At 38.4% G+C, this 23371-nt stretch carries 18 protein-coding genes and 1 pseudogene; 9 read left to right on the forward strand and 10 right to left on the reverse strand.

Translation table 11 applies throughout. The features are described 5' to 3' along the window. Nucleotides 1–660 precede the first annotated feature (660 nt). The gene (locus E4T88_RS06110) at nt 661–1098 is read left to right on the forward strand and encodes a hypothetical protein (protein WP_135104593.1); all 438 of its coding nucleotides are present in this window, start codon (nt 661–663) and stop codon (nt 1096–1098) included. A gap of 167 nt (nt 1099–1265) precedes the next feature. After that, nucleotides 1266–1607 carry a hypothetical protein gene (locus tag E4T88_RS06115; protein WP_135104594.1) on the forward strand — a complete coding sequence of 114 codons (342 nt, stop codon included), beginning with the start codon at nt 1266–1268 and terminating at the stop codon, nt 1605–1607. Nucleotides 1608–1702: 95 nt separating this feature from the next. Here the strand turns inward: E4T88_RS06115 and E4T88_RS06120 are convergent, their stop codons facing one another. Together E4T88_RS06120 and E4T88_RS18245 are read right to left on the reverse strand one after the other, a co-directional pair. Continuing rightward, nucleotides 1703–2644 (reverse strand): SGBP N-terminal domain-containing protein, encoded by a 942-nt coding sequence (locus E4T88_RS06120; RefSeq protein ID WP_497707119.1) that lies wholly within the window; start codon nt 2642–2644, stop codon nt 1703–1705. A gap of 3 nt (nt 2645–2647) precedes the next feature. Beyond that, nucleotides 2648–2953, reverse strand: a pseudogene (locus tag E4T88_RS18245) (SGBP N-terminal domain-containing protein); the annotation flags it as partial. A 404-nt stretch (nt 2954–3357) separates the two neighbouring features. Between E4T88_RS18245 and E4T88_RS06125 the strand changes: the two are divergent. Further along, nucleotides 3358–4620: an ABC transporter permease gene (locus E4T88_RS06125; protein ID WP_135104595.1), complete on the forward strand. Its 1263-nt coding sequence runs from the start codon at nt 3358–3360 to the stop codon at nt 4618–4620. 13 nt (nt 4621–4633) lie between these two features. Further along, complete coding sequence (locus tag E4T88_RS06130) at nt 4634–5899, forward strand: ABC transporter permease (protein WP_135104596.1); 1266 nt, start codon at nt 4634–4636, stop codon at nt 5897–5899. A gap of 115 nt (nt 5900–6014) precedes the next feature. Here E4T88_RS06130 and E4T88_RS06135 read toward each other — a convergent pair whose 3' ends face one another. Both E4T88_RS06135 and asnA read right to left on the reverse strand, forming a co-directional pair. Then, nucleotides 6015–7682, reverse strand: coding sequence for a nucleoside kinase (locus E4T88_RS06135; RefSeq protein WP_135104597.1), 1668 nt, complete (start codon nt 7680–7682; stop codon nt 6015–6017). A 112-nt stretch (nt 7683–7794) separates the two neighbouring features. Then, the gene (asnA, locus tag E4T88_RS06140) at nt 7795–8832 is read right to left on the reverse strand and encodes an aspartate--ammonia ligase (RefSeq protein WP_135104598.1); all 1038 of its coding nucleotides are present in this window, start codon (nt 8830–8832) and stop codon (nt 7795–7797) included. A gap of 747 nt (nt 8833–9579) precedes the next feature. Here asnA and E4T88_RS06145 point away from each other — a divergent pair. From E4T88_RS06145 to E4T88_RS06155, 3 genes are all read left to right on the forward strand, one after another. After that, complete coding sequence (locus E4T88_RS06145) at nt 9580–12984, forward strand: SusC/RagA family TonB-linked outer membrane protein (protein ID WP_135104599.1); 3405 nt, start codon at nt 9580–9582, stop codon at nt 12982–12984. Between the two features lie 18 nt (nt 12985–13002). Next, entirely contained in the window at nt 13003–14910 is a 1908-nt protein-coding gene (locus E4T88_RS06150) for a SusD/RagB family nutrient-binding outer membrane lipoprotein (RefSeq protein WP_135104600.1), read from the forward strand. A gap of 158 nt (nt 14911–15068) precedes the next feature. Beyond that, nucleotides 15069–15500 carry a hypothetical protein gene (locus E4T88_RS06155; RefSeq protein ID WP_135104601.1) on the forward strand — a complete coding sequence of 144 codons (432 nt, stop codon included), beginning with the start codon at nt 15069–15071 and terminating at the stop codon, nt 15498–15500. Nucleotides 15501–15566: 66 nt separating this feature from the next. Here the strand turns inward: E4T88_RS06155 and E4T88_RS06160 are convergent, their stop codons facing one another. The 4 genes from E4T88_RS06160 to E4T88_RS06175 all read right to left on the reverse strand — a co-directional run bounded on the left by E4T88_RS06160 (nt 15567) and on the right by E4T88_RS06175 (nt 20002). Next, nucleotides 15567–16001 carry a copper resistance protein NlpE gene (locus E4T88_RS06160; protein ID WP_135104602.1) on the reverse strand — a complete coding sequence of 145 codons (435 nt, stop codon included), beginning with the start codon at nt 15999–16001 and terminating at the stop codon, nt 15567–15569. After that, a complete protein-coding gene (locus E4T88_RS06165; RefSeq protein ID WP_135104603.1) occupies nt 15998–16327 on the reverse strand; it encodes a heavy-metal-associated domain-containing protein in 330 nt (109 codons plus the stop codon). The genes E4T88_RS06160 and E4T88_RS06165 overlap by 4 nt, the downstream gene beginning before the upstream one ends. Before the next feature lie 163 nt (nt 16328–16490). Then, on the reverse strand, nt 16491–19343 hold the full coding sequence (gene gcvP, locus E4T88_RS06170; RefSeq protein WP_135104604.1) for an aminomethyl-transferring glycine dehydrogenase: 2853 nt from the start codon (nt 19341–19343) through the stop codon (nt 16491–16493). Between the two features lie 17 nt (nt 19344–19360). Next, nucleotides 19361–20002: an MBL fold metallo-hydrolase gene (locus tag E4T88_RS06175; RefSeq protein ID WP_135104605.1), complete on the reverse strand. Its 642-nt coding sequence runs from the start codon at nt 20000–20002 to the stop codon at nt 19361–19363. 514 nt (nt 20003–20516) lie between these two features. On the opposite strand from E4T88_RS06175, the gene E4T88_RS06180 reads away from it, so the two are divergent. Next, on the forward strand, nt 20517–20828 hold the full coding sequence (locus tag E4T88_RS06180; RefSeq protein WP_135104606.1) for a hypothetical protein: 312 nt from the start codon (nt 20517–20519) through the stop codon (nt 20826–20828). Nucleotides 20829–21012: 184 nt separating this feature from the next. After that, entirely contained in the window at nt 21013–22062 is a 1050-nt protein-coding gene (locus tag E4T88_RS06185) for a bifunctional transcriptional activator/DNA repair enzyme AdaA (RefSeq protein ID WP_135104607.1), read from the forward strand. Nucleotides 22063–22128: 66 nt separating this feature from the next. On the opposite strand, the gene E4T88_RS06190 is transcribed toward E4T88_RS06185, so the two are convergent. Together E4T88_RS06190 and E4T88_RS06195 are read right to left on the reverse strand one after the other, a co-directional pair. Next, nucleotides 22129–22782 carry an NAD(P)-dependent oxidoreductase gene (locus E4T88_RS06190; RefSeq protein WP_135104608.1) on the reverse strand — a complete coding sequence of 218 codons (654 nt, stop codon included), beginning with the start codon at nt 22780–22782 and terminating at the stop codon, nt 22129–22131. A 74-nt stretch (nt 22783–22856) separates the two neighbouring features. Continuing rightward, complete coding sequence (locus tag E4T88_RS06195) at nt 22857–23267, reverse strand: RrF2 family transcriptional regulator (protein WP_135104609.1); 411 nt, start codon at nt 23265–23267, stop codon at nt 22857–22859. Nucleotides 23268–23371: the final 104 nt, after the last annotated feature.

Raw genomic sequence — 23371 nt, forward strand, 5'->3', positions numbered from 1 at the left:
GTATTGTAAGAACGTTAACACAACCACGATTATGGGTATTGAGATTGTACATGAATTTTACAAAAAGCAGATCGCTTACTACTGAAGTGTGAATAAAGTTGTCAATGTTTCTGTCTACAGAAATTCTTCCAATATATCAAATTCAGTATTTAAATAAGGGGGGGTATGTCTTCTGTTTGGAGATGTGACTTTTTGTGTGAAATTGCAAGCAAAATAAAGAATTATAAGGAAGCGTATAGCCAACTATTTGTTCATTAGTGAATATTGATATGATAATTTAACAAATTCGTTTTTTATCGAAACTATTGATTTGAAATATTTTGAAGGGTCGCGCATTTCGTCTAAATTTGTGTTAATTCTAATCTGTCAGCGGATTGTATTGGGATTATATAGATTTTAAACGAGAAGTGTTAAGGTATTATCCCATATTCGGAAAATCGCCAAATTTTAATCGCATAGGGGTAGTAGCAATTGGCTCTCACGTTCATTTGGTTTATACGTTTTTTAGTATGAATTATATATGAGCGTGGGGTTAGTTGTCTATCTATGCGATGGGTGTTTGGCGATACCTCTGAATGTGATAGTACGGCTGATTCCCACGCTTCCATATATATTTATCCTGTCTTTCGAGGGGAACAGAAAGGCGTAAATAAAATAAAAATGGACATTAAAAATGAATTCTACAATTGTTTACAAGAGAGAGGTTTATTTCCTGAGTGTCATGTTGATCGCTTTATCACTTTTATTTATAACGGAAATACATTTAGTATTCGTCCGCTTCATAATGTTGTTGGAGCCGATATCGAGAATGTAGTTTGTATACCTTTAGAGACTGAAATGTTCAGCCTGATCCTTTATAACCTGCATAGCTACGAACTACCCGAAGACAAGAGAGGGGAGATGCTTAATATTGCAGCAAATATTAATTTGAAATATAAAGGTATTAAAACAATTCTGGGTATCGATGACGATTGTCATGTTGAAATTCATCTGCAATTATTGAATAGTTTTTCGCGAGAATTGAAGAATAATTTGGAGAAAATTCTTGATAACATGATATTGGCGAATAATGAAATTTCCGGATTGTTAGAATCATAATAATATAATCCCAAGAGGGTTTGTTATATCTTATAAGAATCAAAACAAACTGGAAGGATAAATTCTTGTTTGTTATTTTTCTTACTATATTTTTAAAACTTTTACATTTAAACCTTTTCTTCGTATTTTTGTCTTAATAACAAGGATACATCATAAAAATACATACTATGAAAAGGATACTACTGAATAAATTCTTCCTGTTTATTTTATTCTGTACGGTTGCTCTATGTTCTTGTGGAGTGTGGAGTTTAGACTCGAAAGTAAAACAACTCAGATTGGGTATGACCAAGCAAGAGGTTGTGAATGTGTTGGGTACGAGCTATACACACCTTGAGGCTGTTGCGGTTCCCGAGGGTGACTTGGAGACAATTGCATACTCCGACAACTTGTATGGAAATAGCTATACAATTCGTTTTCTGAATGATAAATTAGTAGAATGGTTTGCCGGTACTCCCAATAGGACTCCTGTACCTGTTGTTGTGCCTGTGCCTCATTCCGGGCATAATTAATTGTATGCGATGCGGACTTAGCTTCAATAGCTAAGTGTTAAGGACATATCAAAAGCGATTACATTTTTGGTTTGAAATCGCTTTTGTTGTATTTATTATTCGTAGAAGAAACTGACGCTTGTTTTTACACCTTCACTTGTATAAGAATAGTGGTAGAGGTTGTATGTGATGTTGTATTGATTTTTATAATTTATTGTTTCTTTAAGTTGTCCGTCTTTGGTGTATGTAGTTACAGTTGTAATCTGTTGAGGATTTGCCTTGGTAGGTGATACTGTAAACAGGGATAACCATTGTTGCTTGAAACTGTCTTTAAATGCACCGTTTCTGTTTTCGAAAGTCATTGTTTCGAAGTCTCCGTTTGCGTGCGTATACTTTATTATATTTCCCTGTTTGTCATATTCAAATTTTTCGGTATCTCCATTGCTTTTTGTATACTCGGTTACCTTTCCCCAATCATTCAATTTTATTTTAGATACCGCATTTGTTGCTTTATCAGTGAGGTTAACCGTATTATTGTCGGGATAGGTAACATTCAGATCGGATATAACACTTATTGCTTCCGGCTCGTTTTCTTCAGTAATGAGTATCTCACTTACTTTTCCCTTGTCGTAGATAAATTTGGTTATAAGTCGTGGTGCTGAATGCCCGGTGGCATATTCTTGTATTTCTCTTGCCCAGTTGTATGAAAAATAATAGCGGGTTGACTCTTTATTCACTGTTTCTATCATTGTAGTTACTGCAACGGGGGTGGCTCTTGAAATAGCATCATATATTGTAACCACATACTCAACCTTGCTGCCGTCTTCTGCTGTAACAGTATATTTTACGGGATTCGTAAAATCAACTTCTGTTCCCGAAGCAGGATATATTGTCGCACCTTCCGATACTGTTATTGTAGGAGTTATTTTAGTCCAATCTGTATCCACAGGAACTTCGGCGTCTACCGTGTTTTTTTGCCAATCTACGTCGCCTGAGTTCTGACCGATCTTGAAAACAAGGATGTATTTATCTGATGATTTTGCCGTGGTTATCGTCACAAGATACTCTTGCTGAGAGCCATCCTCTGCCGTTACTGTGTATTTTACAGGATTGGTGAAATCCAGTTCCATATCTGAATTCGGGCTGATGGATGATTTGGGCTATACTTTAATCGTTGGCTTTATCTTTTTTAAGTCATTTCCCTTCGGCAGGGTTAGTCTTACCGTTTTATTTGTTTGGTCTATTGTAGCTTCTATAGCGTTTACACTAAAAGCTCGGATCTCTTTAATGTTACTTTGGGTATCGTCATCGCAGGCTGTAGCTGTTGCAATCAATAATATCAGATACAAGATTTTTTTTAGTCTCATGATTAGAAAATTTAAATTTTAGAGGTATTAGGCTCTGCTAATTTCTATATGCTTAATTCTCAATTAGCGGTTAGGTTGTCGGGTACTTTTGTGTATCTGACATGAACGATGGTTATGCAAATTTAAAACTTTAAGGTTGTTTAGCGAACTATTTGTGTGTTTGTTTTTATTGTAATTTTCGAATTTGATAAAGCATAATCGTACAAAGTGTCCGAAATCGAACACTAATTAGTTGTTTATTTATTTGTTTATTAGGTATTTATATTTTTGGCAGGACGTTTGATTATATACTTTGAAATAAATATATCGACCGATGATTAAGTAATAATGTATGAGGATAAATATAAGCAACTCTATTTTGTTGTTCGTTTTACAGAGCAGTAATAAAATAAAAAGCATTGAGTATGTATAAGCAGTATTTTAAACAAGCAATCGCCGGGCTGAGGGAAAATCCTCTAGTAGGCTTTTTTACTATTTTGGGTACTGTTTTAGCTGTAGCCACAATGATGATTTTGGTCTTGACTTATCAGATAAAAACGGCTTCTTTTTCACCGGTTTCGGAACGAGATAGAATGCTTTATATAGACGTAATAGAAGGTCTTAATAAAGATAATGTAGGGTATAGTGGAGGCGGAATGGGATATAATATCGTGCAGCAGTGTTTTTATAAAATGACAACTCCGGAGCTAGTGACAGCTGTTACCTCTAGTGTGACACAAAAGCAAGCCTCGGTTCAGGGCAATAAAAAGATCAGGGAATGTGATGTAAGAGGAACGGATGTAAACTTTTGGAAAGTATTCGATTTCCATTTTATAAACGGAACCTCTTATACAGAGTCAATGTTTGCTTCGGCTATGCCGGTAGCCGTGATAAGTGATAAAGTGGCACGAGAATTTTTCGGAACAACAGATGTTGCCGGTAAAACCATACAATTAGACTATGTCGATTATAAAGTCTTAGGAGTTGTAGCTTCTGTAAGTGATGCCGTAAGTGAAGCCTATGGTGAAATCTGGACTCCTTATTCGCTGAATGATGAGGTGATGAAGGCTGACTTTACCGAAGGGATAGGTGGTGAGTTTCACGTATTTATATTAGCTAAATCTAAGAGTGATTTTGATGCCATACGCCAAGAAGCCCAAAGTAGGGTGGCTACTTTTAATTCGGGACAGAAAGAATTCAAAGCCAATATATGGAAGCAACCCATTACGAGTATTCAGCGCATGTTTTACTATGTGCAGGGCGACCATCTGGATGGCAATTTCTCGGGAATGCTCTCGCTTGCTGCTTTATTTCTTTTCTTGCCTATATTTAACCTCTTGGGTATTATGTTTTCTCAAATAAAAAAGCGAAGCCCCGAGATTGGGTTGAGAAAGGCTTTTGGTGCAACATCTACAAAGATTATCGGGCAACTTATTATAGAGAATTTTGCAATCACCTTTATCGGAAGTGTTATCGGGGTGGGGGTGTCTATCTTATTCTTATATATGGCGAAAGATAGTTTGTTGGGGTATCCCGATGTTAACGTGCATTGGTCTATGATTCTGAAACCTACTCTTTTTGTTGCCGCCATATTAGTTTGTCTGCTCATTAATATCCTGTCTACCATCTTGCCTGCATGGAGAATAGCCAAAGCAGAAATCGTAGAGTCATTAAATACTGAGAATTAAAAAACAATTAACGATGATAAAGAATCTTTTTAAACAAATATGGATAGAGCGTCGGCATAATGGTTGGCTGATATTGGAGTTGATTGTTGTGTTTCTCTTTCTGCTGCTTATGTCCGACTTTTTGTATGTCAGGGCTAAAAACTATCTGGAACCTAAAGGCTTTGATATAGATAATACTTATGTGCTGAAACTAAAAGCACTATCTCCTATTGCCCCTAATTATGTTGCGCCCGAGCAGATTACACAAACCCCAACGGAATCATTACTCAGCTTGCTGGATAGGATAAAATTATATCCCGATGTAGAAGCTGTGGCAATATCTTTTCATTCGGCGCCTTACTCGATGGGAGGTGTGTGGGCCTCGTTGAAAGTGGATTCTGTTATCACAAAAGCTATTCGCAATAGGTATGTCACTCCTTCTTACTTTGATGTATTTCGTATCCGTACAGCTGATGGTAAGCCTATTCGGGTTCAAGAAAGCGGGCAGAATCAAATTATTCTGACACAGGATATTGCAGAGCAGCTCTATGGGAGCGCAGATGCTGCCATAGGAAGGGATGTTTTTTTTCCCGAAGAGGGGGGGCGAGGAACGAATCCCAACCGGGTTATAGCTGTTAGTAGCATAATGAAGCGTCAGGAGTTTTTTCCATACGAGGGAGCTTTCTTTGAGATTATAACAAATTCAAGGCTCGAAGATTGGAGCAAAGATAATGATGTAACCAGAGTTGATATTTCTATTCGTGTTAAGTTGGGGAGTGCACAGCATTTTCAGGATAATTTTCAGAATGAGATGGGCGACCGTCTGCGAGAAAATAATCTTTATGTAGCGTCTGTTACACCTTCTTCTAAGTTTAGAGAGGATGTTGTAGGAAAAGAAATCAGGGAGTCTATCCTGCCTATGGTTTATGTCGTCGTTTTTGTGCTTATTACTGTGTTTCTGGGTGTATTCGGTACATTCTGGTTGCGAACATATCAGCGTCGAAGTGAGATTGGTATCCGTATGGTGGTAGGAGCAGATAAGGGAAAAGTACGTCTCCATATGATATTGGAGGGGTTGTCCCTGATGTCTTTGTCTATCGTTCCCGCATTTATTGTGTATATAAATATGCTTATCGGTGATGTTTTAGACGTTTGGCGAGTTCCTGTTTCTGTCGAGCGTATATTGATTGCGTTGGTAGTTGCACTGATGGTGATGATATTAATTATTGTAGCGGGGATATTGTGGCCCGCCAATCGGGCAGCTTCTATACAGCCTGTTGAGGCTTTGAGAGCTGACTAGGTATTGGAATTTAGATTGCATTGATCATAAAAATAGTCGCAAAAGAGAATGTATTCATTTAAAATGACAAAGTAAGTAATACTATCCTTCCTTTTGCGACTCTTTATTTTATATCCTAATACTTGAAGCTGCTTCCTCCAAGAAACTCTCTCAATAAAGATGTAGGAGGTAATTCTTTGTCGTTGATGTAGTTGAAGTATCTCAGGAACTTAAGTAGCCGATGGGCTTCCGCATATTCGGGTGCGCTGTTGGGTACTTGCATCAATACAGGTTCTGCATGACGGCGCAGTGCTGCCAGTTCGTACATCATAGCCGAATTGAACATTACATCAGCATTTTCCTGATATGGGAAAATCCATTTATCCTCACCTCTGCGTACGCTCTGCCAACGCGAAATAGTGTCGATTGCCGAATAGCTTCGGTATTTGTAGTCGCGTATCAGCCTGCGTAATAGTCGGTTGTCTGCCGTTGGTATCCAGTTGTGGTTGTCTAACGAAATGGTAGTGAGGGCAGATACATATATCTTGTATTTCTGGTTGTCAGGTATATCTCTTGTCAGTTCGGGGTTAAGTCCGTGAATGCCTTCGATCACAAGGATTGAGTTTTCTTCAAGCAGGAGTTTGTCTCCTTTATACTCTCGTTTTCCCGTTGTGAAGTTGAATGTCGGTAAATCTATTTCCTCCCCTTTCAGTAATTTCTGAAGGTCTTCATTAAACTTAGCTATATCTAACGCATATAGCGATTCGAAGTCATAATCTCCATCTTCGTCCAAAGGGGTTAATTCCCTATCTACAAAATAATTGTCGAGCGATAGTCCTACCGGTTTTAAGAGATTTACCATCAGCTGCACTTCCAGCCGCATTCGGAATGTTGTTTTTCCCGACGATGAAGGGCCGGATATAAGTGCTACCTTGACACCCTCTTTTGCCCGTGCTGCTATTTCGGTAGCAATATTTGCTATCTTCTTCTCTTGATAGGCTTCCGATACCTTTATGATATTAGGCATTGTACCCATCTTATTCGCTTTGTTCATATCGCCCACATTGTCGAGCCCAATGATATTCAGAAACTTGAGATGCTCTTTGTAAACATTGTACATTTTATCTTGCGAAATGACAGGTTCAAGTTCAATCGGGTTGCTTCGGTTTGGTACACGTAACAACAAGCCATCATTGTAGAGTTCGAGCCCGAAGAGGTGAATATATTTTGTAGAAGGTACGAGGCATCCGTAAAAATAGTCGACCGATCCGTTGAGCCTATAATATTTGGAGTACAATTCTCCCGAACTTTCGAGAAGCAAGGCTTTGTCTTCAAACCCTCTGTTTCGGAACATTTTTACTACCTTATCGGTTTCTTCCTCAACGGCTTCGAAGCGCATATCGGCTTCGATATATTGTTGCATTTTTGTCTTTATGGCCACTATTGCATTTTCGTCGATTGTACCCCGGTCGCTGATCTTGCAAAAGTAACCCAGCGATATGGGATGCTCGATATAAAGCTGAGCTTCGGGGAAAGTTTCGGAAACAGCTTTTGCCAACAGAAAGCAAAGCGAGCGTACATAAGCCCGCATGCCCGATGGACTTGTTAGATCTACGAAGGTTACCGTTTTGTTGTGATACACGCAATAGTCTAGAGGCTCGGTTTTATTATTGACTTTTGCGTTTACGATGGTAGATTCTGACTTGACGTCAAAGCCTTCCAGTATTTTTATAAGATTGCTTCCTGCAGGAAAGTCCTGATATGTATTTGTGTTTGTACAAAAAATCGTTACTTTTTTCTCCATAATCTGAATGTAAGTTATAAACATATCGAAGGATGTTCTTCGTTATAAAAAACATCCTCCAGATTATAAAGTTAAGTAAAAATATTTATTTAAAAAACATGCCTGTGCAGAACTATATTAATGGCATGCCCAGCTTTAGTGCTTCAGAGCACATTTCTTTAGGCCATAGTCCGGCTTGTATCTCTCCGATATGCCCTTTTCTGAGGTAGAACATACATAGTCGCGATTGTCCTATTCCTCCGCCTATCGATTGTGGGAGCTCTCCGTTTAGCAAACGCTTGTGGAAATAAAGTTCTTTTCTCGATTCCTGACCTGATATCTGAAGTTGCTCCAATAGTACTTCTCTATTTACACGGATTCCCATCGATGACAGCTCCATGCCTTGTTCCAAAACAGGATTCCATACGATAAGATCTCCGTTCAGTCCTTTGTATCCGTTTTCGGATTTGGTAGTCCAGTCGTCATAGTCGGGGGCTCGTCCATCGTGTGGTTTGCCGTTGCTTAGTGCTCCACCAATACCAATGATGAATACGGCTCCGTATTCTTTAGCTATTTTGTTTTCTCTCTCTTTTACAGGGAGGTTCGGATACATTTGCAATAACTCTTCTGCATGTATGAATTTTATGTTGCAAGGCAAAATAGGAGTGATAGTAGGGAATATCTCGTATACTAAATACTCTGTTCTTACCAATGCTGCATATATTCTGTTTACAATTTGTTTCAAGAATTCTAAGTTTCGGTTTTCGGGAGACATAACCATTTCCCAATCCCACTGATCTACATATAGTGAATGCAAGTTACCCAGCTCTTCGTCTGCCCTGATGGCGTTCATGTCTGTATATATGCCAAAGCCTTCATTTATATTGTAGTCGGCTAGGGTCAATCGTTTCCATTTGGCTAATGAATGAACTATTTCGGCACGCTCGTCACCCATGTCTTTTATCGGGAAATTTACAGCTCTTTCTACGCCGTTGAGGTCATCGTTGATGCCCATCCCTTTGAGAACGAACAAAGGAGCTGTAACCCTTCTTAAGCGTAATTCGGAAGATAGATTTTGTTGGAAGAAATCTTTAATTTGCTTGATGCCCATCTCTGTTTGCTGTAAATCTAAGAGGGCACGATAGTGTTTGGGTTTAATTAAGTAGCTCATTTTTATTAATTTGCCTATTTGCGTGTTAAATGATTTGCAAAGTTAGGCTTTTTGTGTTAATGTGAAAATTTTATGGGCTTAAAATATGCATTTTGATCGTTTTAAAGATCTGTTATTATTTTCTTTGTGAAGAGTTTATCGTTAAATTATCTTACACTATTTTCTATATATTCTTAATATTGCGTCGAATAGACAATCCTGTCTTATGTCGATATTGTCTTTGTTTTAGCTTGTTCACTTACTTTATATATTATGCGTTAGTAATCTTGTGTATATTTGTTGTTTGAACTTTATTTAGATAAATTTGTTTAATTTTTATACTATATACGAAGTCGATATAGTGCTATCAACTTGTCGAAATCTTGTCAGTTTTAATGAAATTTAACTTCTATTTTTGTGTTTGTAAGTTGATCTTAAATAATTGTCTCAAAATGTTAAGATGCTTTATTTTTGATAATTAGCTGTTGTATTGTTTTTTATGCAGGAATAAGCATTGGAGAGGTGGTTTAGGAAAGTTATAGAGTGAATTTAGAGAGTTATACCAAATGTAGTATAGCTTTATTCTTAAAAAGATATTGTGACTAGTAGTTTTATTAAATATGAAAACAGCATGTGGGTGAAATTGTTTTCGTTAAATAAAATCGGATAACCTTTTTGTATTGCTTATTAAGAAGCTTACTCAGAGCTTTTGAGCAATCAATTTTATTACTTCTTTATTATTAGTGAGGAACTTTAATTTTTTTTATTATGAATGATTACCTAAAGGAAAGGAAAGTTGGTAAGGGCATATTCAAAATATTGCTTTTGTGCAGTATTTTATTTTGTTCTTTTACCATTGTTCAAGCTCAGACAGTTACGGGTGTCGTAAAAGATGCTAACAATGAGCCTATTATTGGTGCTAGTGTAGCCGTGAAAGGTACTACTACAGGTACTTTGACGGACACAGAAGGGAGCTATAAAATATCAGCAGGGACTAACTCTGTTTTGGTATTTTCATTTATTGGTTATACTTCGAAAGAGGTACCGGTAGGTTCTCAAAAAGTTATAAATGTAACTTTGGAAGAAAGCAGCCAGCAGCTGGATGAAGTTGTTGTGACAGCTCTTGGGATGAAAAGATCTACAAAAGCTTTAGGGTATGCGATGACTGAGTTGAAAGGGGATGATTTAGCGAATAACTCAAATAATCCGATCGATGCTCTTCAAGGTAAGGTTGCCGGACTTGAAATTTCAGGATCCGACGGTGGTATGTTTGGATCATCTAAAATCCAACTTCGTGGTATTCCAACATTAAATGGTGTTAACAGACCTATTTATGTTGTGGATAACGTTATTTTGAGTAACTCAAATGCAGACGCAGGTGACGCAGACTGGAGTTCAGGCGCTAACGACTGGGGTAATGAACTAAAGAATCTAAATCCAAGTGATTTCGAGACAGTATCTGTTTTGAAAGGAGCTGCTGCTACTGCTCTTTATGGATCTAGAGGTTTGTTTGGTGCTATCGTTATTACAACAAAAAGTGGAAAAGCTACAAAAGGATTTGGTGTTACATTCAACCAATCTTTTGGTATAGATCATGTGTATAAACAACCGGATCTTCAAAATGTGTATGGTGTAGGAGCTTTATCCGGTTATGTAGACTATGGTAAAACCAACTCAAGTGGTGGTTACTACGGATGGGATAACCAACATCAATTTAAATACAATGGAGATGGAAAGGCTATGTTCAATGACTGGGGTATGGGATATGGACCTCGATTTGACGGAAGCGCTATCCTTGGATATGACAATGAGGAAACTACTTACAGAGCGATAAAGAATAACTATAAAGATATGTATAATTTAGGTTTCACTACCAACTCTAACCTTACAGTGCAGGGTGGTAATGATAAGACAACATTTTATACATCTCTAGCCTACAGACATCAAACAGGAACATTGCCTAACAATGAGTTTAACAGGTTAACTTTATTGACAAAAGCATCTCATAAGATTTCTGACAAAGTAATGCTTGATGCTTCTGTAAACTTTGGAAAATCAAATCCTAAAAATGTTCAGCCAAACGTGGGTGAATACTTTGCTAGCGGAACATTTACACGTGAATATGATCCTTCTTATTATCGTAACAAATATAAAGGAACACATGGCGGTTTGGCTAACTCTTCTTACGATGATAAATATGGAAATGTACCGGGACGCGACTTATGGTGGAGTATTTATGAGAATAATACGACACAGGAAGAGGTATCGATCCGTCCAAGCTTAGCATTAACTGTTGACATCTTGGATTGGTTGAAGTTCAAAACTGAAGGTAATTATAATTACTATTATACAAACCGTGAAACAAAAAATCCTAACTCAGGATATGCTAGAACTTATGACGGCGGTAACGGTTACTATGCTATGACTAGCACAAAGAAAAGACAAACAAACCTGAATGCTAGCGTACTATGGGATAAGCCTCTAAATGCAGATTTCAATTTTACCGGATTTTTGCGTGGTGAGTACTATGACAACTGGCAGAGCTATATGACAACCAGTACAGATGGAGGTTTAGTTGTTCCGGATCTTTATTTTATCAAAAACTCTGTAAAAGCAGCTAAAACTGAAGCTTATACATTGGGCACAAAGAGAATGTTCTCTGTAGCCGGGCAAGTTGGAGTGAGCTGGAAGAACAAATTATATTTAGATGTAACAGGACGTAACGACTGGTCTTCTTCATTGGTTTACTCTGATGGAACAGGTAACTTCTCTTACTTCTATCCGTCAGTAAACGGCTCAGCTATTCTTTCAGAATTGTTGACCTTACCTGAATGGGTTTCGTTTGCAAAAGTTCGTGCATCATGGGCACAAGTAGGTAATGATACCGATCCTTATAGTTTGAATAATGCTTATTTCTTGAGAACTACAGTAATGGGCGACAGATATATAAGCTCTTTACAGATAGAAAATCAGGACGGTGTTGATATTCTTATCTCTAAAAACTTGAAGCCGGAACGTAAGAATGCATGGGAAGTAGGTCTCGATTGGCGTTTTTTCAACAATAGAATAGGTGTTGATGCGACATACTATAAAGAGAATACTAAAAACCAGATCATGACAATTGCAGTGCCTGAGGTATCAGGTATCTCTCGACAAATAGTAAATGCCGGTAATATTCAAAACTCAGGTATCGAGTTAGCTCTTCACACTGTTCCTATCGAAAGCAAAGACTGGCAATGGGAAGTAGACTTCACTTATACACGTAACCGTAATAAAATAGTATCTCTTCACGAGAATGTGGCAGACTATATTAGCCTTAAAGGAAATACTAACTATGGTAACTACCGTGTTGGTTCAGTTGCAAAAGTGGGTGCTGAATATGGTTTGTTGATGACAGACTCTAAACCTAAAATTGATGAGGCTACAGGCTTAGAAGTTTTAACTTGGTCTAACGGTAGACGTATGGCTTATGCACAACGTAGTGGAAAAGAAGAAATAATAGGTTCTGTTAATCCGGACTTTTTAGGTTCAGTTTCTACAACATTGCGTTACAAGAAAATGTCTTTGAGAGTAGGTTTAGATATGCGTTTTGGTGGTTATGTGGCTTCTTATAACTCTCGTTATGGTACTGCATACGGATTTACAGAATCATCTCTAGCTTATTCTGATGCTAGCCATGGTGGTGTATCTTGGCAATCGAAATTTGATGGAATGACTTACACTGACGGATATATCCCTCAAGGTATTTTCCCTGCAGGAACTGTAATCAATCAACCGAATGGAGGTACATATACTGTAGCTGCAGGAGGAGAAACATTCCAAGACCTATATGATAGAGGACTAGTAGAGCCGGTACATGCTTCAGCGTGGACTTATTTCAGAAACAGCTGGGGACAAGGTGTGGTTAACGACGATTGGTTCAAGAAGCTTAATTATATAGCACTTCGCGAGATATCATTCAATTATGCATGTCCTACAACTTTTGCGAATAAATTAGGAGCAAGAGCTTTGTCAGTTGGAATTACAGGAAGAAACTTAGGTTACTTATTGAACAGTATGCCTAATCATGAGAATCCTGAAGGGCTTCGTGGTACATCAGCTGCTGAATTCCGTTATCGTTCTTTCGCTGGATTTACAGCAAGTTATATGTTGAATATATCAGCCACATTCTAATTTTTAAAAAGTACAGATATGAAATTTAAATCTATTATATTTATTTCAGCTATAGCCGCCTTATCCTTTGTTACATCAGGGTGTAGAGATGATTTTGCTACAATCAATACAGACCCTCAAACGGTGGCTCAAGGTGATGTTAACTTTTTGTTGACAGAAGGAATACGTAAATTTGAACCTTCGGGGTATCTTTTATGGTTCTATAATGCTCCTATGATGGTTAAATGGGCTCAATTGGGAGCTGCTTCCGGAGGGTTTTCTTCTAACTATCATCTAACTACAGCTACTGGAGATCAAGGTCAGATGGCATATAGAGTGATGAAATATCTTCGCGATGTAGAATATATTCTTTCTAAAAAATCAGAAACAGAAGCTGCTACTTATAAACAACATGTGGCTGCTTTGAATGTTCTTACTATCTATATGGGTATATTCGATACCGATATGTACGGAGATATGCCTTATAAAGATGCTGTGAAGGCTCGTTATTCAGACCCTATTATCCTTACTCCTGATTATGATAAGGTAGAAGACCTATATAATCTTTGGTTGACTCAGTTGGAGGAAAATATGGCGACATTTGCCGATCAGGATATTACAAATAATAGAAACAAATTGTTTAGCCAACAAGACCTTATTTATAGTGGTGATGCTGCAAAATGGGCTAAATTGGCAAACTCTCTACGTTTGAAAATAGCTGTTCGCTTATTGTCTCAAAACAAAGCAAAAGCACTCGAAATTGCTGCTTCTGTAGCTAAAAGCCCGGTGGGTGTACTTGATGGATCAGGTGATAACTTTATTCTAAACAAGGGTACAACTGCTATTTCTGACAATGATAAAGATTTTGTATACCACTTTGGTAATGGAGTATTTGGAAGTTCTTTATGTCCTTCTGCAACTGTTTTAGACTTTATGCTTTCTAACCAAGACCCTCGTGTTCGTTTCTTCTATAAGAAAAACGGTTACAATTCTAAAGTTGTACAGGCATTCTTCGATCAGGGCAAAGACCTTCCTAATTTTATAGCAGCCAATGTAGAATATACTACAGTGGATGGTAAGAAGAAATTCTCTAAATGGAAAGGTCTGGGTGAACCATGGGTACGTTACTATGGATTGCCGGTAGTATTAGATGCAAATCAGAATAGTGCTTATGATGGTTATTTCAAAACAACTCCATATACATTAACTTCTGCGAGCGGTACTCAATATACATATAATGCTGTTGCTCAGTATAATGAAGAAATGGTAAGAGGACGAGTGGATTATACTATTCCGGTAGCTCCTGGAGATACACCTCCAACAGATACGAACGATAATCCTTGGTACGGAATGTATATGTCAACTGCAGAAGTAAACCTTTACCTAGCTGAGTTTGCTTTGCTGGGTGCTAATTTACCTCAATCGGCTGAAGTATATTACAATAAGGGTGTTAGAGCTTCGGTAGAAGAATATAACCGTTTGGCCTCATTGAATAAGATTCCATATTATGGTACAACTTATGGTTATGACCCTAATGAAAAGGTAATTGATCTACAAAGTGGCGAAATTGATGCGATGATGGCTAATGCTGGAGTTAAGCTGGAAGGAACAACTGCAGAAAAACTTGAAAAAGTTTATATACAGGAAATTCTTCACCTTACATTCTTCCCTTCAGATCAGTTTAGTGTCGTGCGTCGTTCGGGTATACCTGCAAGAAATAGCTCATTGTTCAAATGGGTAGATTTCTCAGAGCCGAAAGCTACAGAAATACCACGACGCTTCGAAATTGCTACACCGTCTGTTACAGACCTCATGTACAACAAATCAAAAGCTGCTTACGAAGCTCAAGGATTTACTACAGGAACAAGTATCTCTACATCGTTACTAAACAGCGAACGTGTATGGCAAGATAAAGGCGCTCCAAACTTTGGAGATGGCCCTAAGTAAGTTGTTCAAACACTAATTTTAATAGAATGACCCTAGGCTCTGAGCTTAGGGTTATTTTTTTAGAGGGTATTTTTTCAGAAATAACTTGTGAAGTAATTAGATTTTGATATATGTTTTTACTATATTTAACATTGTGTTTAACCTATAAATTTTGTATCATGAAAAAGTATAAATGTTTTTTGTTCTTGACCATTTCCTTCTTGTTTTTTTCATTAGGAAATATGTCATTGTCTGCTCAATGTAATGGATCTTATGATTGTTTGGGAATTATGGATACAGGCTTTAATTGTCCTGAAAATTCTCGATATTTAGTTGACTATACATTTCGGTCTCCATACAAAATATTAAATGTGGATATTCCATTTATGCATGAAGTGAGGATAACTAATGACAAGGATTTAAATATTAAATTGCTTAAATCGAAGCCCTTGTGGGTTGATCTTAATTCTTTTTGTGAGAACCTTCAAAAGCCAACACCGCTTGTCGTGGAGGTAGAGGTTGATAAAGATGCACCTTTTGGCGGAAAAATGAGATATTATATTAATATTCATTGGTCATGTGCTGATTCATTTGTAACAACAGGAAAATAGGATTTATCATAACGAAAAAAGCCTCTTGAAAATTTCCAAGAGGCTTTTTTTATTGAGATATTTACATTACTGTTTTTTCAGTATATAAAGCTCTGCAATGTCTCCTGTTATTTTTTTACCCTCCATATCCAATTGGGTCAAGGTATTTTCACCAACAAAATATTTGCTCGGAGCGTCTTTTATTCCTTCCAAGATTACAGTATTGCCTTCATTGTTCCAGCTATATTTGCCTTTTTCCTCAAAAGTTTCTTTCTTCCCAACATATTGAGTCTTCTTAACGAAGGTGCTGTCACCCAGCTCGATGGTTACATTCATGCCTTCTCCGCTGGCTGTAGGGAGCTTACCTGTGTATGAGCCCATATAGTCTAACGAGGTTCTTGCATTGTGCGTATCAGCTATCAGCGTGCTGTCAGCTTTGGGCTCTTCCTGTGGTTTTTGGGAGCTGCCTCCGCAACTGTACATTAGTCCCACTACTGCAATGGCTATTAATAACTTTTTCATTTTTTCGCTTCTATTTTCTTATCCGTCTTTACTGCTACTTCATATCCCAGCTTCTCGATAGCTGCCTTCAGTTTATCAACAGTGGTTTGGCTATTCTTAAATTCGATAGTCACCGTTTTATCATCAAGGTTTACCTTCATATCGGTTACACCTTTTTCAAAAGCAATATTCTTTTCGATACGCTTCTGGCAGTTTTCGCAAGTCATCGACACCGTGAAAACTACTGTTTCTTTGTCACTCTTCAAACCTTTCTTATCTTGTGCATTTAGTGTAAAACCGGCACTAAGCATCAATATAAAAGAGATTATAAAAATTTTAGCATTCATAGTTCTAAGTTTAGTACTCTGTTATAAAACAGATGTTTATTTATAAAGTTTAAAATAATAATACTTTTTAGAGTCTGTTAAAATTTATACAGACTCTTCGTCGCTGATAAATATATATCATCTTTGCCTATTCAGCGGCTACAAAAAGTATCTCAAATATCTTTTATCCCATGTCGCAAAGACATGTCACCAGATTTCTATCACCATACGCATTATCTACGCGTGCCACGTTGATCCAGAATTTGTTTTGTTTTACAAATTCGAGCGGATAAGCAGCCTTAGAGCGTGGATAAGCATGTTTCCATTCGTCGGCACATACTTCATATTCGGGGTGAGGTGCATTCACAAGAACATTGTCTTCTTTCGAGTATGTTCCGTTTTCTACCTCCTTGATTTCTTCCCATATCTGGTTCATGGTATCCACAAAACGGTTTAGCTCCGATAAGCTTTCACTTTCGGTAGGTTCTATCATCAATGTGCCATGTACAGGGAACGAAAGAGTAGGAGCGTGGTAACCATAATCCATCAATCGTTTTGCGATATCCGATTCTGTGATACCTGATGTTTCCTTCAACTTACGACATTCAAGTATAAGCTCGTGACCTACTCTGCCTGTTGTACCTCTGTAAACTATTCCATACGTATCTTTTAGGCATTCTGCCAGATAATTGGCATTCAATATAGCAATTTTTGTGGCATGCGTCAAACCTTCTCCACCCATCATGCGGATATAGCCGTAAGTAATAGGTAATACTCCTGCGCTTCCGTATGGTGCCGATGCTACCGTATTAACGGTGCTGCCATCCACTTCGGGATGATGAGGAAGGAAGGGTATAAGGTGTTCTGCAACGCAGATAGGGCCTTCGCCCGGGCCGCCTCCACCGTGAGGAATGGCAAATGTTTTATGCAGGTTCAGGTGACAAACGTCGGCTCCGATAAAGCCCGGATTGGTAAGTCCTACCTGTGCATTCATATTCGCTCCGTCCATATAAACCTGTCCGCCTTTCTCGTGTACAATTTTGCACATCTCTCTGATCTCTTTTTCGAAGATACCATGAGTAGAGGGATATGTGATCATACAACCCGCCAGATGATCTTTATGCTGATCTGCCTTTGCTTGCAGGTCTTCTACTGCTATATTTCCGTGGCTATCGCACTCTATCGTTACGGTTTCGTATCCTGCCTGAATTGCCGATGCCGGGTTTGTACCATGTGCCGATGCCGGGATAAGGATAATATTGCGATGCCCTTGTCCGATACTTTCCAGATATTTGCGGATTGTCATTAATCCTGCATACTCTCCTGCTGCACCCGAATTAGGCTGGAAGCTTACGCCTGCAAAACCTGTGATTTCTTTCAGATATTCGCCGAGTTCTTCTATCAATTCGTTGTATCCCTGAGTTTGTGACTTAGGTGCTAGAGGGTGAATATTTTGAAATCCTCCCAACGAAAGTGGAAGAAGTTCTGACGCTGCATTCAGCTTCATCGTGCATGACCCCAAAGAGATCATCGAATGAGCCAAAGAAATATCTTTCCTATCGAGGCGTTTGATGTAACGCATCAATTCTGTTTCGGTATGATAAGAGTTGAAAACCTCGTGTTGAAGGAATTCGCTCTTACGAAGGAACTGATCATTTATTGTTATTTTTTGAGGAAGATCGTCTATCATAAACACTTCCATACGTCCTGCTGCCATAGAGAATACGGCGAGCAATTCGTGAGCCTTGTACTCTGTTATTGTTTCGTCTATGCTGATACCTACTTCTCCCGCTTCATAATAGCGCAGGTTGATGTCACGCATTTCGGCAAACTCACGAACTGTATATTGAGATACTCCGCTCGGTAAGCCTATTTTGAGTGTGTCGAAATATTGTTCGTTCAGTATTGTATATCCCAGTTCTTTCAGCTCGTCTGCAATAAGTGCTGTAGCCGAATGTATCTGAGTAGCTATGTTCCTTAAGCCTTTTGGTCCATGATATACAGCATAGAATCCTGCCATTGTGGCCAACAGTGCTTGTGCTGTACAGATATTTGATGTTGCTTTTTCGCGTTTGATATGTTGTTCACGAGTTTGCAGTGCCATGCGATAGGCCGGTTTGCCATAGGCATCTTTCGATACGCCGATGATACGTCCCGGTACATTGCGCTTAAACTCCTCCCTCGTTGCAAAGAATCCTGCCGAAGGACCTCCGTAAAACATAGGAACACCAAAACGCTGGCTGCTGCCGAATGCGATATCTGCACCCCATTCTCCGGGAGGAACAAGCAGCGTAAGTGCCATCAGGTCTGTAGCTACAGATACCTTACAGTCGAGGCTGTGTGCCTTTTCGGCAAATGCTTTGTAATCTACAATATTCCCGTTCGAGTTAGGGTATTGGATAATTGCGCCAAAAAATCCGTCTGAAAGATCGACGGTATTATAATCGCCAACTACAACTTCAATGCCCTGTGGTTCCATGCGTGTGCTGATTACAGCCAAGGTTTGCGGGAATATATTTTTATCAACAAAAAGTTTATTTACATTATTCTTTATCTGGTCGCGTGTACGGAGATTAAACATCATTGTGGCAGACTCTGCTCCGGCTGTGGCTTCGTCAAGTAGCGAACAGTTAGAAAGAGGCAATCCGGTAAGATCGCTTACGGTGGTCTGGAAGTTCATCAACGCTTCCAGTCTTCCCTGCGAAATCTCCGCCTGATATGGAGTATATGAAGTGTACCATACCGGGTTTTCGAATACGTTGCGGAAGATAGGGGCAGGGCATACGGTATCGTACCATCCCATGCCGATGTACGATGCGCAAATACGATTCTTCGACGCCATCAGAGCCATTTCCTCAGCATATTCGTGTTCGCTTAATGCTTCCGGCAGATTAAGACCGTTCTGTAATCTTATATTTGCAGGGATGGTTTGATCTATCAGTTCATCCAGCGAATTGACGCCGATTTTAGACAACATTTTTTTTTCATCTTCTGCATTGATGCCGATGTGGCGGTGTTGAAATTTTTGGGTCTCCATGGATTCTAAGTATCGTTTTATTGTAAATAAAAATTGTTTCTAGCTTCTTCTCTGATTGTGGTCAACGGCCCGTGACCCGAATATACCACTGTGTCGGGTGGTAGTTTCATCAATTTCTCTTTTATGCCGTCTATCAGTTGTTTGTGGTTGCCTCCCGCCAGGTCGGTACGTCCTACACTACCTCTGAACAATACATCGCCTACAAAAACACAACCGGCTTCCTGATTGTAGAAAACAATGCTGCCCGGCGAGTGTCCCGGTATTTGCATTACTATCAGCCTTTGATTGCCAAAGGTTACAACATCATTTTCGTTCAGATATTTTCCCACCTTGGGTATTCTCGTGTCTTCATTTGTGAAGCCAAACATTTGTAATTGGGTAGGGAGTTGTTCGAGTAAGAACTCATCACCCTTGTTGGCCATTGTTTCCAGTTTGAATTGTTCGTAAATAAAATTATTTCCGAATACGTGATCGAAGTGTAAGTGTGTATTTAGTAGATGTTTTACAACTAACTCATTGTCTAAGATGAAGTTCAGCAAAAGCTCTTTCTCATCTTGAAAAAAACAACCCGGATCAATGATAACGCACTCTTTTGTTTCATCATATGCAATATATGTATTCTCACTGATGGGGTTAAATTCAAATATTTTTACTTCCATATATATATTAGTAACTATCTGTTAAAAAAGATTCTACAATGTATAGTCATTGCTCTCGCAAAGTTACCAGTTTTTACTCAGAACTAATATTGTAGGCTTGACTTTTTATCAGTTTGATAGGAAGTTTACAAGTTGTTAACTAATTTATTATCGTCATTCTTGAAATTAGATGTTATGACAAATGGTTTAGGTGTAAAATGTTTATATTCATTTGTTTAAATCAAGTGTAATTAAGTGCTGTCTTTTAGAACTTATCCTTATCCCTTTTATGAAGGCACAGTATATTATTTCTGTTTTATTTTGTATGCACCGGCAGCGATTATTGTATTAATAGTTGTTTGGTTGTACGCCCATTTATACTTAAAAAAAAGAATGTTCTATAAGCATTAAATAAATGCGTAATGTGAATTTTGTTTAAAAGGAGTAATTTCTTAAAATATTTTTAAGCCTCAGTAGTCTACATAAATAGAGCGCTCTTAATAAATAGATTGTAAAATGTAAAACTGAATAAATTATGAGAACAAGAGGTTTTGGAATGGGATTCTTTGGTGGAAACCCTTTCGATAAAGATGCAAGAAAAGAATTTAAAGAATCATGGTCTAAAATGACAGATAGTGAAAAGTTGGAGCTTATGAACAAGCGTATGGAAGGTCTTGATAATCACGAAGACCATTTCTCTGTTGAGGCAATAGACTCCCGTTGTGAAAAGTGGATGAGTATGTCGAGCGAGGAAAAACAAGCCTTTGTTGACGAAAAGAAAAAAGCTTTCGAGTGTCGCATGCATGGTATGCACGGTATGCACGGACATTTTGGTTTTGGTCACTAATCAATAATTATATCAGAGAATCGGTTGTGATGGCATCATTGCAACCGATTTTTTTTGAAGACTAACTTCGATATCGAAACAATTTCAAAGTGTTTGAATCGGTAAGGTTTTAATTAAAAATACATGTAAATTTATCGGTTGTAAAGAAATATATCTATTATTAGCTTTGCTATAAAAATAGAATATGAAAAAAGACGATATATTTTATCAGGCATTGGTCGCTAAAGACCCTTCATTCGAAGGAACATTCTTTGCGGGAATAAAGACGACGGGTATATTTTGTCGTCCTACATGCACAGCCCGCAAGCCAAAAAGGGAGAATGTAGAGTTCTTCGCTTCTGCAAAAGACGCCATACTAAAAGGTTACAGAGCCTGTAAGGTTTGTCATCCGATGGAGAAAGCAGGGAGTACCCCCGAATATGTAGACCGTGTATTAAGGTTTTTGGACGAAGACCCATCTTTGAAGCTCAAAGATTATGATCTGTTGAAGCTGGATATAGAGCCAAGTAAAATCCGTCGTTGGTTTCTCAAGAATCATGGTATCACTTTTCATGCCTATCAGCGTATGTACAGGATAAATACAGCATTCAAAAAATTGCAGACCGGCACATCTGTCACCGATATTGCTTTCGATTCGGGCTATGAGTCTCTCAGTGGCTTCAACGATTCGTTTAAGAAGGTGTTTGGTGTATCTCCCAAAAATAGCAAAGAAAAGCAGGTCATAGACTTCACCCGTATAGAAACAGATTTGGGTACAATGGTAGCTTGTGCTACGGATAAAGGAGTCTGCTTACTCGAGTTTTCGGATCGGAAAGGATTGGAAACCGAACTGAAACAATTAGCCAAGTATCATAATGCTAATATTGTGCAGGGACAGAACAAATATTTCAAACAACTGAAAGAAGAATTGGACGCCTACTTTGAAGGGAGACTGAAAGAGTTTAAAGTTCCGTTGGATATATCCGGCACAGATTTTCAGAAACAATTATGGCAAGCACTTGTTGAAATTCCCTATGGCACTACTTCTTCTTATCTCAGACAGGCGGAAGTTTTAGGAAAGCCATCGTCGGTAAGGGCTGTGGCTAATGCAAACGGGATGAATAAAATTGCAATTATCATTCCTTGTCATCGGGTTGTGGGTTCCGACGGGTCGTTGACCGGCTATGCGGGAGGATTGTGGCGCAAACGGAAGCTTATCGATCTGGAAAAAGATAATAAACAAAAATTATCCTGAACGAAAAGGAATGTCTCTTTAGCGAGAGAGTCCTCAGTACGCTCAGGATAATGAAATTATATAGGATTAATATCCTGCGGTAAAGCGTTGGCGGGGAAATTTATGGTTCTCTATTTCGTCAACAATAGCTACAGACAGATCCTCAACAGACAGGATAGATTCTCCGTCTTTGTCGAACACAGGTTCGTCTGTACCCAATCTATACTTGCCTGTTCGTCCTGTTTTGATGCCTTGGTGCATATTGATGGCAGGCGAAAACATTGTCCAATCCAGTTCAGTCTCTTTTTTCAGGATATTCAGATAGTCTCTTGCTGCGGTAGCTCCAGGTTTTATTTCTTCGGGAAAACCTTCACTGTCCACAAGTTGTTTGCCGTCTATGTAGAGGCTGCCTGCTCCTCCGATTGTGATATAACGTTTTACACCCGCTTCTTTTACAGCTTTCTGTATTGCTTCCGATCCTTTAATGAAATCGTCGTATATATTCGGGTTAGTCCATCCGGGATTAAATGCGCTTAGCACAAGATCGTTGCCTTTAAGTGCTTCTACCAATGCTTTCGTATTTGTAACATCCAACGCAACGGTCTTGGGATTTCCGTTTTTTACCGGAATTTTATCTGTAGAGCGTGCAAATGCTGTTACTTCATAACCTCTGTTTACTAACTCTGTCAACAAGTGTGAACCTACGAAGCCTGTGGCTCCTATTAATGCTATTTTCTTCATGACTTTCTTTTTTATTGATTAATTAATTTCTTTTATACTGTATGTTTCCGTGTTACAGTTATGTTTAAATTTTTTTATTCAAATCTATTACTGAAATCAGCTAACGTTTGGTTAGCCAATCGGCTTATCATTATATCTTCAGCTTCTTTATTCAGGTCGTACAAATGCTCATTTATTTGTTTGCCAACAGGGCACTTCGGGTTGGGCGATGCCAGTTCGTTGCCCAGAATGGAATGTGTGCTTACAATCTTATATACGTCCGAGATGAATATTTCGTTGGCAGGTCTGGCAAGCATACACCCTCCGTTTTTACCCTCCTTACTTATAACAATATTATGCTTGCGAAGGTTTGATAGCTCTTTCCTTACCAATACAGGATTGATATTCATACTCCCCGCTAAAAAATCGGAAGAGAGCAGCTCGTCCGGAAACTTGGAGAGTAATACTAATATATGCATTGATATGACAAATCTGCGATCGTTCATTCTGTAATTATATTTATTACAGTACAAAGGTAGATAAAAATTTTACACTACAATATAAAAGTGAAGAAAAATATACTTTTTTCTTATAGGGAAAAGATGTTTCC

It is taken from the genome of Dysgonomonas mossii (assembly GCF_004569505.1).
Taxonomy (GTDB): domain Bacteria; phylum Bacteroidota; class Bacteroidia; order Bacteroidales; family Dysgonomonadaceae; genus Dysgonomonas.

Coding starts and splice junctions, on each gene's coding strand:
- gcvP (WP_135104604.1), bottom strand. CDS start 19,343: ATGGAGACCCAAAAATTTCAACACCGCCACATCGGCATCAATGCAGAA.
- E4T88_RS06130 (WP_135104596.1), top strand. CDS start 4,634: ATGATAAAGAATCTTTTTAAACAAATATGGATAGAGCGTCGGCATAAT.
- E4T88_RS06190 (WP_135104608.1), bottom strand. CDS start 22,782: ATGAAGAAAATAGCATTAATAGGAGCCACAGGCTTCGTAGGTTCACAC.
- E4T88_RS06155 (WP_135104601.1), top strand. CDS start 15,069: ATGAAAAAGTATAAATGTTTTTTGTTCTTGACCATTTCCTTCTTGTTT.
- E4T88_RS06185 (WP_135104607.1), top strand. CDS start 21,013: ATGAAAAAAGACGATATATTTTATCAGGCATTGGTCGCTAAAGACCCT.
- E4T88_RS06145 (WP_135104599.1), top strand. CDS start 9,580: ATGAATGATTACCTAAAGGAAAGGAAAGTTGGTAAGGGCATATTCAAA.
- E4T88_RS06135 (WP_135104597.1), bottom strand. CDS start 7,682: ATGGAGAAAAAAGTAACGATTTTTTGTACAAACACAAATACATATCAG.
- E4T88_RS06195 (WP_135104609.1), bottom strand. CDS start 23,267: ATGAACGATCGCAGATTTGTCATATCAATGCATATATTAGTATTACTC.
- E4T88_RS06160 (WP_135104602.1), bottom strand. CDS start 16,001: ATGAAAAAGTTATTAATAGCCATTGCAGTAGTGGGACTAATGTACAGT.
- E4T88_RS06180 (WP_135104606.1), top strand. CDS start 20,517: ATGAGAACAAGAGGTTTTGGAATGGGATTCTTTGGTGGAAACCCTTTC.
- E4T88_RS06165 (WP_135104603.1), bottom strand. CDS start 16,327: ATGAATGCTAAAATTTTTATAATCTCTTTTATATTGATGCTTAGTGCC.
- E4T88_RS06175 (WP_135104605.1), bottom strand. CDS start 20,002: ATGGAAGTAAAAATATTTGAATTTAACCCCATCAGTGAGAATACATAT.
- E4T88_RS06110 (WP_135104593.1), top strand. CDS start 661: ATGGACATTAAAAATGAATTCTACAATTGTTTACAAGAGAGAGGTTTA.
- E4T88_RS06115 (WP_135104594.1), top strand. CDS start 1,266: ATGAAAAGGATACTACTGAATAAATTCTTCCTGTTTATTTTATTCTGT.
- asnA (WP_135104598.1), bottom strand. CDS start 8,832: ATGAGCTACTTAATTAAACCCAAACACTATCGTGCCCTCTTAGATTTA.
- E4T88_RS06125 (WP_135104595.1), top strand. CDS start 3,358: ATGTATAAGCAGTATTTTAAACAAGCAATCGCCGGGCTGAGGGAAAAT.
- E4T88_RS06150 (WP_135104600.1), top strand. CDS start 13,003: ATGAAATTTAAATCTATTATATTTATTTCAGCTATAGCCGCCTTATCC.